Annotated in this window: 9 protein-coding genes; 3 read left to right on the forward strand and 6 right to left on the reverse strand. The window is 68.3% G+C overall.

The genetic code is table 11. The features are described from left to right. Positions 1–112: 112 nt before the first annotated feature. From BLT45_RS15140 to BLT45_RS15165, 6 genes are all read right to left on the reverse strand, one after another. Positions 113–1,348, reverse strand: a complete 1,236-nt coding sequence (locus tag BLT45_RS15140) for a right-handed parallel beta-helix repeat-containing protein (protein WP_175455868.1) — start codon at positions 1,346–1,348, stop codon at positions 113–115. A 310-nt stretch (positions 1,349–1,658) separates the two neighbouring features. Next, positions 1,659–2,684, reverse strand: coding sequence for a right-handed parallel beta-helix repeat-containing protein (locus tag BLT45_RS15145; RefSeq protein ID WP_175455869.1), 1,026 nt, complete (start codon positions 2,682–2,684; stop codon positions 1,659–1,661). A 23-nt stretch (positions 2,685–2,707) separates the two neighbouring features. Further along, positions 2,708–4,141, reverse strand: coding sequence for an asparagine synthase-related protein (locus BLT45_RS15150; RefSeq protein WP_175455870.1), 1,434 nt, complete (start codon positions 4,139–4,141; stop codon positions 2,708–2,710). Between the two features lie 13 nt (positions 4,142–4,154). Continuing rightward, on the reverse strand, positions 4,155–6,413 hold the full coding sequence (locus tag BLT45_RS15155) for a polysaccharide biosynthesis tyrosine autokinase (protein ID WP_093301747.1): 2,259 nt from the start codon (positions 6,411–6,413) through the stop codon (positions 4,155–4,157). Positions 6,414–6,486: 73 nt separating this feature from the next. Further along, on the reverse strand, positions 6,487–8,748 hold the full coding sequence (locus BLT45_RS15160) for a UDP-N-acetylglucosamine 2-epimerase (RefSeq protein ID WP_175455871.1): 2,262 nt from the start codon (positions 8,746–8,748) through the stop codon (positions 6,487–6,489). A gap of 284 nt (positions 8,749–9,032) precedes the next feature. After that, on the reverse strand, positions 9,033–9,455 hold the full coding sequence (locus BLT45_RS15165) for an arsenate reductase/protein-tyrosine-phosphatase family protein (protein WP_175455872.1): 423 nt from the start codon (positions 9,453–9,455) through the stop codon (positions 9,033–9,035). 242 nt (positions 9,456–9,697) lie between these two features. On the opposite strand from BLT45_RS15165, the gene aroQ reads away from it, so the two are divergent. From aroQ to accC, 3 genes are read left to right on the forward strand one after another with little or no spacing between them, the layout of a single operon-like run. Next, a complete protein-coding gene (gene aroQ, locus BLT45_RS15170) occupies positions 9,698–10,138 on the forward strand; it encodes a type II 3-dehydroquinate dehydratase (protein WP_093301755.1) in 441 nt (146 codons plus the stop codon). Positions 10,139–10,188: 50 nt separating this feature from the next. After that, complete coding sequence (gene accB / locus BLT45_RS15175) at positions 10,189–10,671, forward strand: acetyl-CoA carboxylase biotin carboxyl carrier protein (protein WP_093301758.1); 483 nt, start codon at positions 10,189–10,191, stop codon at positions 10,669–10,671. Positions 10,672–10,681: 10 nt separating this feature from the next. Continuing rightward, positions 10,682–12,049, forward strand: coding sequence for an acetyl-CoA carboxylase biotin carboxylase subunit (accC, locus tag BLT45_RS15180; protein ID WP_093301762.1), 1,368 nt, complete (start codon positions 10,682–10,684; stop codon positions 12,047–12,049). The last annotated feature ends 98 nt before the right edge of the window (positions 12,050–12,147 follow it).

The raw sequence follows: 12,147 nt of genomic DNA on the forward strand, positions 1-12,147 counted from the left end.
CATTGACGCACTCACCACAAGCCGCAGGCACGCATGAACGCCCGAAACGGAAGAGGCGGCCTCGCGGCCGCCTCTTGACGCACTCTTCACTCCACGCGGCCTTCCCGCGCGATCACTTCGCGAACTGGTTCGTCGTGACCCGGATGTCGGTGGCGGTAGACACCTTCGCGACGTGCGCGCCGTTGCCCTTGTTCCCCTCCACGATGCCGGTCATGGAGACGAGCGGGTTCAGGACGGTGTTGATGCCATGCAGCCGTGCATTGTTGTTACGGAAGACGTTCCCGCTCACCTGGTAGTTGTAGGTGTTGGCGCCCAGCATCAGGCCCACCAGGTGGTTGTGGCGGATCGTGTTGAGCGCGATGTAGCCGTCTTCCGGACCGATGGTCAGCAGGCCGTGACCGCCGTTGTACTCGAGGGTGCAACGCTTGACGGTGACGCCCTTGACCCGCTTGTAGAGCAGCACGCCGTTGCCGGCGTTGCCACGCATGACGCAGTTCTCGATATGCACGGTCGAAGTGATCCGCGCATCGTGGGAATCGGGCTCCACGTCGATGCCGCACTCGGGGGCGATGCCGCGCGTGTCGCTGAACTCGCTGTCGTAGACCTTGACGTTGGTGGCGCAGCCGATGGTCAGGCCCTGGCGGCGGTTTCCGGTGCTCACGATGTTGGCGATCACCACGTCGTTGCACGGGATCGTCGGCGCGTTGGTCACCATGGCGCCGCCGATGGAGACGCCGTCGCCCCAGCACTTCGACACGTGGATGTCGCGGATGGTCACCTTGCTCGAGCCGCGGACCATGATGCCGTGGCCCCATTCGCCGGTGGTGCCCAGGTGGTTGTCGCGGTCGCCGATGATGCGGCCACCGGAGATCTCGACGTTGCTGACCTTGTAGACCATCAGCACGTAGGCGCGCTCCTGGTCGTTGCGCTTCGCCCGCAGGATGGCGCCGTCGGCGAGCTGCAGGTGCATGTTGCTGCGCAGGCGCACGTTGCGGGTCGGATCGATCACGTAGTCGCCCGCCGGCACGTGGATCGTGCCGCCGGACGCAGGCAGCGCATCGACGGCCGCCTGGAACGACGCGGTATCGTCGCGCGCGCCGTCGCCGGCCGCACCCCAGTCGCGCACGCTCAATGAAGCGCCACCACGCGCGCGCGCCGGCGGATCGTAGACCGCGGTCGCCGACATCGAGAGCGCCGGCATGTTGCCGGCCATGACCGCGCCGAGCGCACGCGGGATGCCGCTGGCCACGCCGATGGCGGGCAGCGCGAAGAGCATCGATTTCTGCAGGAAACCGCGCCGAGGCATCCCAGCCTCGCGCACGTCGTGCACGAGAACATTCTTCTTCACAAACGTAACCCCTTGCGGGCAAGCGCCCGTCGGAAAAGTAGCCAGGTGATCGCCGCGTGAAATCGCGACGGGGGCGACTATAGCGATGGAGAAGCAACCGCTGGTTAACGCAACGACGTATCTGTGAACGCTTTCAAACACTTCGCGCATGCACAAGCTGTTCACGCGAACGCCGTCACGTATCCGCATGCATGCGATCGTGGTTGAGTCCGCTTCTCCAGCGCGGATGAGGCTGCTTGCTCAGCGCGGATGAGTCCGCTTGTTCGGGCGGATGCGTTCGCTTCGCGCGCCATCGTACTGCCGAGAGAGATTATTCGAACCGGTTGCTTCGGTCGACGCGCACGTCCGTCGCGGTCTTGGCCACGTCGACGTGCATCCATCCCTTCATCGCCTGCGGTTTCTGCCGACGCAAGCCCATGGCATTGCCCGAGAACCGGTTGCCCGCAACGACGATGTCGCGCCCACCACCCCGCACGACGATGCCGCGCAGGCCATTGTCCGCGATGTCGTTGTCTTCGAGCACGCACTGTTCGCCGCCACGGATCAGCACCCCATCGCCGCGATTGCCGCGGATGATGCAGCGACGGACGGTGATGCGGCGACCGCGCTCGTAGACCTGCAGGCCTGCGCCATGGTTGCCGCGCAGCGTGCAGGCTTCGATGCCGATATCCTCGGCGTCGGCGCCCGGATCGGGCTCGATGTCGATGCCGCAGCCCGGCAGCGTGCCCTGCGTGGCGAGGAAGTGGGAGCGCAGCACGCGGACGTTGCGCGATCGTCCGATCGTCAGGCCCTGCCGGCGGTTGCCGGTGCAGACCACGTCCTCGATGCGGATGTCGCGGCTGGGCAGCACCCTCGCGCCGCTGATGCCGCCGACCGAAATGCCGTCGCCCCAGCACTTGGTGATGTGCACATCGCGCAGCAACACGCGTTCCGCGCCGCGCACCATGATGCCGTGACCCCATTCGCCCGTGGTCGACAGGTGGTGGTCGCGATCGCCGACGATGCGTCCGCCACTGACCTGCACGTCATGCACGTCTTCGATCAGCAGGACGTAGGCCCGGGGCGCGGCGTTCGCCCGCGCGATTAGCCGCGCATCGGGCGCCATGGACAGGCGCGTGCGCGAACGCAGGCGCAGGCTGCGCTCGGGATCGATCACGTAGTTGCCCGACCCGAGCGCCAGCGTGCCGCCGGCCGGCAGCGCGTCGATGGCCGCCTGCAGTGCGCGCGTGTCGTCGGTGACGCCATCGCCCCGCGCGCCGAAGGCGCGCGCATCCAGCGCCAGCGCACGCGGGGACGGCAACGCCGAAGCGAGCAGCAGGCCCGCGCCTGCTCCCATCCATCGACGCCGGGACAGCCGCATCAGGCCGCGATCGATTCGCGGCGCGGCTCCGTGGCCGTGCCGGCGGCCTCGGCTGCGTGCGCCGCCAGCCACGGCAACACCACCGCCAGCAGGTAGAACTTCGACGCGTGGTACTTGTTGTCCAGGCGGCCGCGGTTGCGCTCCAGCCACGCGACCGCACCGGGCAGCGTGTCGCGCGTTTGCGCGGCGAACGCATGGACCTGCTCGAATCGCTGCGCGGCCAGGCCGCAGACATCGAAGCGGAAGCTGCCCTTGCGCTGCACGTAGGGCAGCTCGCCGAAGTGGGCGGCGATGTGGCGCCGGATGAGGATCTTGTTCAAACCCGATTCCGGGTCCACCTTCTGCCTGCGCGGCACTTCATGATGGATCCATTCGCGCAGGGCGCGATCGCAGAAGGGATAGGCCGCGCCCAGCCCTGCCGCATGCGACGTGTACAGACCCTTGGCGAACGCGCCGGCCGAGCCGGCGATGGACATCGACATGTCGCGCCATTCCCACGCGCTGGTGGCCGACGCGATCTCCGTCTTGAACAGCGACAGCCGCTCGCGCGAACGACGCGCCATGTCGGCGCCGAACAGCGCGTCCACTTCCGCATCGCTGAAGCGCGAGCCGGGGAAGACGCGCTCGATCGGCGTCATCTGCAGGGTGCCGAGCGCGAAACAGAGCGGGAAGCTGGCCGATACCCCTGGCAGGCCGGTGGCGTCGAACGGCAGGCGCAGTCCGCGCGCCATGCGCACCGTCAGCTGCTGCTGCAGGTCGACCGGCGTGCCGAAGTAGCTGTCGGCGCCGAGCCCATCGATGACGCCGTCGCCACCGCGCGCGGCCACTTCGGTCGCGAGGTCGGCATAGGACAGCAGGGCGAAATCCGCCGTCAGCAACGGCATGCGCGCGGCCAGTGCCAGGTAGCGGTCGTAGGCGCGCCCGGGATCGCAGACCAGCATCTCGTGGCGCAGGCCCAGCCGGGTCGCGACATGGCGTGCGGATTCGAGCTCGTTCTCCTCGCGCCCGCCCAGATAGGTGATGCAGGTGGCGTCGGGCCGCGCATCGGCGAGGGCGATCGCCAGGGTCGTGGAGTCCTTGCCACCGCTCTGCAGCAGCCACGGCGAGCGCATGTTCGCGCACGTCCGGGTGATCGCATCGCACAGCATGCGGTGGTAGACCGCGATCCAGTCCTGCGGCCGGTCCGCGACCTCCGGCACCTCGCCGGCGTTGCGGAACTTGAAATGGAAGTCCGGTGCGGCACGCATGTCCTGGTGGGCGGAGAAGCCGAACGTCACCAGCTTGACGCCCTCGTAGATGGAATGCGGCGGATAGACGAAGGCGTTGCGCAGCAGGTCGGCGACCGACACCGGGTCGATCCGGTGGTACTCCGGATGGCGGTCCAGCACGGTGAAATCCGGCGTGCCGTAGTACGGCGACATGGTGATCTGCATCGGTGGCGCCTCCTCAGCGGCCGGCGCCGGCACGCGGTGCCGGCAGGTACTCGTAGTAGGTGTAGGCGTACTCGCCCGCGCCGCGCTTCTCCACGCCATTGAAGATCGCGCCCTTCACCTCCACGCCGTTCTGCTCCAGGCGCTGCTTGGCCAGGGCGATCTCGCGCTGCTGGTTGAGGCCCCAGCGCACCACCATCAGGCAGGTGCCGGCATGGTGGCCGATGACGGCCGCGTCGGTGACGGCCAGCACCGGCGGCGTATCGATCAGCACGATGTCGTATTCGCCCGACACGCGCTTCAGCAGGTTGCTGAAGTTCTCGTGCATCAGCAGCTCCGACGGGTTGGACGGGATCGCGCCGCGCGAGATGAAGGAGAGGTTCTCGGCGCCCGCGACCCGGCGGACGGCTTCGTCCAGCGGGATGCGGCCCTCGATGACGTCCGACAACCCGTTCTGCCAGCGCACGCCCACCGCATCGTGCAGCGTGCCGCGGCGCATGTCGGCATCGATCAGCAGCACGCGTTGCCCCGTCTGCGCGATGGTGACCGCGAGGTTGGCGCAGATGAAGGTCTTGCCGACACCGGGGCTGGGCGCGGAGATCATCAGCAGGTTGTTGCGCATGCGCATCCGGGCGAAGTGCAGGCTCGTCCGCAGCGAGCGGAGCGCCTCCATCGCCAGGTCCGACGGCGCGTTCAGCGCGAGCAAACGCGATTTTCCGTCACGACGACGGTGGCTCATGCGGTAGGTCAGTGCCTGGCCCTTCTTGCTCAGCGGGATGGACGCATAGACCGGCAGGCCCAGCAGTTCGATGTCGACCGGGTCTTCCACGCCGCGGCGGAACATCTGCTGCACCAGCACCACGACCACCATCACCATCAGGCCGAGCAGCGTGCCGGCGGCGAGCACCGGCAGCGGCTTCGGCCACGCCGGGCTGTTGAGGTTCACGGCCGCCGGATCGATCACGCGCGCGTTGCCCACCGCGCTCGCCTTGGCGATCTCCAATTGCTGTGCCTGGTCCAGCAGGTTGGCGTAGGTCTGGTTGGTGACCTCGACGTCGCGATTCAGGCGGAACAGCACCTGCTGCGTGTCCGGCAGATCATGGATCCGGCCCTGCAGCCCATTGCGCTCGCCCTGGAACCGGTTGATCTGGTCCTGCAGCGCGCGGTAGGTCGGATGCGCCGCGGTGTAGCGGTTCTCCACTTCGGTCATCTTGATGCGCAGCTGCTGGATGCTGGAATCCAGGGCGATCGTCTGGTCGAGCAGCGCGCGGTTCTGCGTCGCCACATCCAGGGTCTGCGTTCGCGTCTGGAACGCAGTCAACGCGGCCTGGGCCTTGCCCAGTTCCTCGCGCACCTTCGGCAGCTGCTCGGTGACGAACTTCAGCCGGCTGGCCGCTTCGGCGGAGGTGCGCGCGACGTTCTGCCGCACATAGGCGCCGGTGACCTCGTCGAGGACGCGGCGCGCCCGCTCGGGATCGGCGTGCGCGTACACCAGACTGATCACGCCGGAATTGCGGCCCATTTCCGTCGCCGTGATGTTCTCTTTCAACGCCGCCATCACCGCCGACGGATCGTAGCGGGTCACCTGGAAGCGCATGCCGGGATGCGCCGTCAGCCTGCGCACCTGCATCGCCACGCCACCCGCATTCACCGGCGTACCGGCGCGGCCGCGCGCGAGCACCTGGCCCTGCGCGGACAGGACATAGCGCCCTTGCGCACCGGCCGTCAGTTCCATCGGCACGCCCTTAAGATGGTCGGGCACCTCGAGCCGGGCGATATCGAGGGTTTCGCCGCCCCAGCCGTACTGCGACAGGCCGAACCACGGCGACGCCAGCTGGCCCGGGTTGGACTGCTGGTAGCGGCGTGCGATGAAGTCGCCGACCACGGGCAGGTGCTGCGGCTTCACGTCGACCGCCAGATCCATCTTCGTGATGGCCTCGCCGATCACCCGTCGCGACGTCAGCAGCTGGACTTCGGTGGTGCCGGGGGTCGGGATGGCAGGCGGTGCCTGCATCGCCGCATTCGGGCTGAGCCCTGGCGGAATGGCCGGGCGGCTCTCCACCTGGACCACGGCATTGGCTTCGTACTTCGGCGTGACCACCGCGAGGTAGGCGACGCTCGCCAGCACGAAGGCGGCGGTACCGAACAGGATGAGCTTCTTCTTCGCGCCCAGCGTGGAGACCAGGGCGGGAATGTCGACGTCGTCGTTGCGTACGGAGGCGGCTGCCAGGGTCGGTCGTTCCGCGCTTCGTCGCGTGATCAGCTGGGTCGCCATGGTTCACCTCGCTTGCATGTCGTGTCGTGGGCGTGCCGCTTTTCGCGGCACGCGGATGGGAACGGGATCGCCGTCATGACGCAGCCCGGGCATCGAGGGGTTCGCGCAGGTCGTGCGCGGCGCTGCGGGGCGCGTGCGGCGCTCGCAGGCCTGCGAGCGCTTCCAGCACCGGCGCGCAGCCGTCCTCGCGGGGGATGTCCAGGTCCGGTGCATCGCACAGCGAGACATAGACGGCGTCGTCGCCCAGCAGCGTCAGCACGCGGCCCGCGATCGCGACCGGCGTGACGCCGATGGCGACGGCCCCGTCTCCGGCGCCGGCTTCCTCCTGCGCTACCAGCACCGGCTTGCCCAGCAGGCGCCTCGGCGGCGGTGCGCCCGCGCCCACGAGCACCAGGTAGGCGCGCTCGAGCAGGTAGGCCCACGCCAGGAAGTCGTCGACGTCCAGCGGATGCACGTTCGCGAACGTGTGCAGCGGATCGCCGCCCTCGCCCGGCGCCACGCCCACGCCGCCGACCCAGACGATGTCCACGTCGGGCCGGCGGCGCGCCACCATGGCGAGCGCGTCCGAGAACGCGCCCTCCTGGTCCGGCGCGTCGCTGCGCGCGCTGACGGCCAGCAGCAGGGGCGCATTGCCGCGCAGGAAGCCGAAGCCTTCGGCCAGCGAACGTGCGAGATCGGCATCGCGGCGCATCTGACGCAACGCGGTCCGCAACGCGTCATCCGCCACGTCGGCCTGCACCAGGATGCTTTCCCTCGGCACGCCTTCGCCGCTCAGGCGACGGCTGGTCAGCTCGCTGGGGGCGACATGCAGCGCAGCGAGCGACTGCACGATGCGGCGGCTTGCTTCGCTGGGCCAGTGCTGCGTGCCGGAGGCCGGTGCATCCGCATCGACGCAGACCAAGGGCACGTCGCGCGCGTGCGCGGCCAGGCTCATCGCGAACGTCACCGGCGCATCGCCGGGCACCACGATCACGTCGGGGTTGGTGTCGCCGATCAGCTGCTGCATCTCGGCCTGCGCATCGCCATAGGCCGCGCCGCCGCCTTCGGTGGACACGCTGGCCTGGGCCTCCAGCCCGAACATCTGCAGCAGGTGCCCGGCGTCGCCACCCGAGCCCTCGGCCACGCAGACGGTCGCCTGGAAGCGCGCATCGTCGGCCAGCCGCCGCGCGATCGGCGCCACGCCGGCGCCCTCACAGGATGCATTGACCAGGCACAGCGCATGCAGCGGCGCATCGACGTCGCGGATGGCGCCCGACGCCGTCGCGGACGGGATGCCGACCGCTTCGAAAGGAAGCGGACCGAGCGGACGTACGGACACCGGTGCGTGATTGAGTTCGCCATCGTCCGGGAACTCGCGTCGCGTCCGACGCGATCCCGGTCCGGGTGCGGGTCCGGACGTCCAGCGCTCGATCGCCTCGAGCAGGCGCGGGAATGCGACGACGTACGTCGCGGTGTTGGCGACGAACACCAGGAAGCTCAGCGGCTGCGGCACGTTGCGGAGCGCATAGCCCAGCAACGCCAGCGCCGCGCCTATCGACACGATGATCCACAGCGAAGCGTTCGCCGACAGGCCGCCATCGATCAGCAGATGGTGCAGGTGCTGGCGGTCGGCCGCGAACGGCGAGCGCCCGCGACGCAGGCGGCGGTACATCACCGCCGCGGTATCCATCAGCGGCAGCGCCACGCACCACAGCACCTCGACGGGCACCAGCCGGCCGACACGCGGATGGCTCAGATAGATCAGGCTCCAACCGACCAGGAAGCCGATGACCGTGCTTCCCGCATCGCCCATGAAGATCTTGCGGCCGTCCGGCCATCCCAGATTGACGAAGACGTAGGGAATCAGCGATGCGAACAGGATCTGCAGCATCAGCGTCGCGCCGACATCGGGCGCGCCGTCGTGCGCGAACAGGAGGATAGCGGCGATCGACACCATCGCGGTGGAGGCGGCGAGGCCGTCGATGCCGTCCATCATGTTGAACGCATTCATCAGCCCGATCACCGCGACGATCGTGACCGGGATGCCGAGCAGTCCCAGCCGCAGCTCGAACACCGGGACGAGCCCGCCGACCTGGTCGAGGTAGTAGCCGGTGCTGAGGATGACCAGGCTGACGATCGCCGCTTCCACCAGCAGGCGCGTGCGCACGCTCAGGTGGCTGATGTCGTCCGCCACGCCGACCGCCACGATCAGCGCGCTGCCCATCATCAGGCTCATCACGAAACGGTCGACGTAGCCCAGGTAGCCCAGTCCCACCAGGGTGCCGACGAAGAAGCAGATGCCGCCGATCACCGGGACGCGGCCGACGTGCTGCTTGCGCCCGCTGGGACGGTCCACGAGACCGACCCGCCGGGCCCATGGCCGCATCGAGAAAATGGTGAACAACGTGGCGGCGAGCGCGATGGCGCTTGCCGCAACGACCCTTGCATTCTCCATCTGTCACCCAGGGTTGCTGTGGACGAAGTGCCCCAAGGAACCCTGGTCCGTTCGGGATCCTGCGCGTCAACACGGGGCGTTGTTGAGTGACCCGAGGCTACGGACAGGAATTTGATGAGCGCATGAAATGGCGCAGCGCGCGTAACGGTCCAGTCAGGAAGCTGGACCGCTGTACAGCGACGTGATCAGGCGGACAATCGGCGATCGTGCGCGCACCATTCGGAGACACAGCGCTCGATCAACGCGAAGGTGCGCTCGAAGTCGTCCTGCGTGCCCGCGATCGGATCATCGATCTCCTGCGAGGGCGTCCACCGGCCCAGCAGGTGCATGCGCGGACGCGCGCTCGGCAGCAGCGCGCGCAAAGCCTGCAGGTGACGCTGCTGCATGGCGAGCACGAGATCGTCCTGACCGACGGATGCGGGATCGAAGGCGCGCGCGGCCGGCTCCAGCGGGCGCAGGCCATGCGCACCGAGCACCGCGGCCGCGCGCGGATCGATCGTGCGTCCCGGCTGGGCGGCCAGGCCCGACGAGACGATCATGCAGCGTCCCGCGGGCACCCGGGCATGGAACAGCGCCGCGGCCAGCGGGCTGCGGCACAGGTTCCCCATGCAGACGACGTGTAAGGTGAACAACCGGGCCGGCCCCAGGTGGGAAAGGGCGTCCAGCCTAGCCAGCGCCCGCGCCCGGCGTGCGAATGCGGCGTGAGTCCCGGGCACGCATTCATATATATGGTGTCGCAGGCGGGACCGGTGTCCCGATTCAAACATACGCTTAAAACGCGCGAAACTTCGGCGAACTGGACAGCATCCCCCGCATCGCGCAGACTGCCGCCCTTCCGCTGGAGGCGCGAATGGCGACAGTGCTGGTCCTGCATGGCCCCAACCTCAACCTGCTCGGCACGCGCGAGCCGGAGGTCTATGGCCAGGCCACGCTGGCGGATGTCGACCTTGCGCTGACCGCACAGGCCCAGGCCGCCGGGCATCGGCTGGAGACCTTCCAGTCCAATGCCGAACACGCGCTGGTGGACCGGATCCAGGCCGCACGCACCGACGGCACGGCCTTCATCCTGATCAACCCTGCCGCCTTCACCCATACCTCGGTCGCGATCCGCGACGCGCTGGCGGCGGTGGCCGTGCCCTTCATCGAGATCCACCTGTCCAACCCGCACAGCCGCGAACCCTTCCGCCACACCAGCTATTTCAGCGACAAGGCGGTGGGCGTGGTCTGCGGCTTCGGCGCCGACAGCTACCGTTACGCGCTGGACGCCGCCCTGTTGCGGCTGCCGGCCTGACTTTCCCTTTTTGTTCCCTGCGGGGAACAGCGTTCAACCACGAGGCTCCCATGGATCTCCGTAAAATCAAGAAACTGATCGACCTGCTGGAAGAGTCGAACCTCGCTGAAATCGAGATCAAGGAAGGCGAAGAATCCGTCCGCCTGGCGCGCGCGCCCAAGGGCGGCTATGTCATGCAGGCCGCGGCGCCGATGATGGCCCCCCCGGCGGAAGCGCGCCCCGCCGCGCCGATGCCGATGAGCTCGCCGACCGAAGCCTCCACCGGCGGCACCGCCAAGCCGGGCAGCGCCCTGCCCGACGGCCATGTCGTGCGTGCGCCGATGGTCGGCACCTTCTACGCCTCGCCGTCGCCCGACAAGCCGGCGTTCGTCAGCGTTGGCCAGTCGGTCAAGGCCGGCGAGACGCTGGCGATCATCGAAGCGATGAAGATGTTCAACCCCATCGAAGCCGATGTCTCCGGCACCGTGCTGTCGATCTTGGCCGAGAGCGGCCAGCCGATCGAATTCGACCAGCCGCTGTTCGTGATCGGCTGAGGTCCGCGCCATGCTGGACAAAGTCGTCATCGCCAACCGGGGTGAGATCGCGCTGCGCATCCTGCGCGCCTGCCACACCCTCGGCATCCGCACGGTCGCGGTGCATTCCACCGTCGACCGCAACCTCAAGCACGTGGCCATGGCCGACGAATCGGTCTGCATCGGCCCGGCCGCCTCGAAGGACAGCTACCTCAACATCCCGGCGATCATCGCCGCGGCCGAGGTGACCGACGCGCAGGCCATCCATCCCGGCTACGGCTTCCTGTCGGAGAACGCCGACTTCGCCGAGCGCGTGGAGCAGTCCGGCTTCATCTTCATCGGCCCGAAGGCGGACACCATCCGCATGATGGGCGACAAGGTCGAAGCGATCCGCGCGATGCTGGCGGCCGGCGTGCCGTGCGTGCCGGGCAGCGGCGGTCCGCTCGGCGACGACATCGTCGCCAACACCAAGATCGCGCGCGAAATCGGCTACCCGGTGATCATCAAGGCCGCGGGCGGCGGCGGCGGCCGCGGCATGCGCGTGGTGCATGTCGAAGGCGCGCTGAAGGCGGCCATCGAGACCACCAAGTCGGAAGCCAAGGCGGCCTTCGGCAACGGCGAGGTCTACATGGAGAAGTTCCTGGAGAATCCGCGCCACGTGGAGATCCAGGTGCTCGCCGACGGCCAGGGCAACGCCATCCACCTGGGCGAACGCGACTGCTCGATGCAGCGTCGCCACCAGAAGGTGGTCGAGGAAGCGCCGGCGCCCGGCATCACCGAAGAACTGCGCAACGAGATCGGCAAGGTCTGCGTGGAGGCGTGCATCCGCATCGGCTACCGCGGCGCGGGCACGTTCGAATTCCTGTTCGAGGACGGGCGCTTCTACTTCATCGAGATGAACACCCGCATCCAGGTGGAGCATCCGGTGACCGAGCGCATCACCGGCATCGACCTGGTCTGCGAGCAGCTGCGCATCGCCGCCGGCCAGAAGCTGACCATCAAGCAGTCCGACATCGTGCTGCGCGGCCATGCTATCGAGTGCCGCATCAACGCGGAAGATCCGGACACGTTCATGCCGCACCCCGGCCTGATCCAACACTTCCATCCGCCCGGCGGCCCCGGCGTGCGCGTGGACACTCACATCTACGAAGGCTACCGCGTGCCGCCGAACTACGATTCGATGATCGCCAAGCTGATCGTGCACGGCCCGGATCGCGACACCGCGATCGCCCGCATGCGGGTGGCGCTGAGCGAGATGGTCATCGACGGCATCAAGACGAACATCCCGTTGCAGCAGCGCATCATGCGCGACCAGGGTTTCCAAGCCGGCGGCCAGAACATCCACTACCTGGAAAAGCGCCTCGCCGAACGCAAGAACAAGGCGATCTCGCTGGTCTGACGCACCCGGCCCCGCGCCACCCCGCGGGGCCGCATGTGCCGTAAGTGGGGCGGGGCGCGTGTCCGGCAGGGCACCGCTCCGGCGTTGGAGGAAACGGA

It is taken from the genome of Pseudoxanthomonas sp. CF385, from assembly GCF_900104255.1.
GTDB lineage: Bacteria > Pseudomonadota > Gammaproteobacteria > Xanthomonadales > Xanthomonadaceae > Pseudoxanthomonas_A.

Bases quoted from the DNA above. Each gene is read 5' to 3' on its own strand.
- BLT45_RS15145 (WP_175455869.1), bottom strand. From the start codon at position 2,684: ATGGGAGCAGGCGCGGGCCTGCTGCTCGCTTCGGCGTTGCCGTCCCCG.
- BLT45_RS15150 (WP_175455870.1), bottom strand. From the start codon at position 4,141: ATGCAGATCACCATGTCGCCGTACTACGGCACGCCGGATTTCACCGTG.
- BLT45_RS15155 (WP_093301747.1), bottom strand. From the start codon at position 6,413: ATGGCGACCCAGCTGATCACGCGACGAAGCGCGGAACGACCGACCCTG.
- BLT45_RS15165 (WP_175455872.1), bottom strand. From the start codon at position 9,455: ATGGGGAACCTGTGCCGCAGCCCGCTGGCCGCGGCGCTGTTCCATGCC.
- aroQ (WP_093301755.1), top strand. From the start codon at position 9,698: ATGGCGACAGTGCTGGTCCTGCATGGCCCCAACCTCAACCTGCTCGGC.
- accB (WP_093301758.1), top strand. From the start codon at position 10,189: ATGGATCTCCGTAAAATCAAGAAACTGATCGACCTGCTGGAAGAGTCG.
- accC (WP_093301762.1), top strand. From the start codon at position 10,682: ATGCTGGACAAAGTCGTCATCGCCAACCGGGGTGAGATCGCGCTGCGC.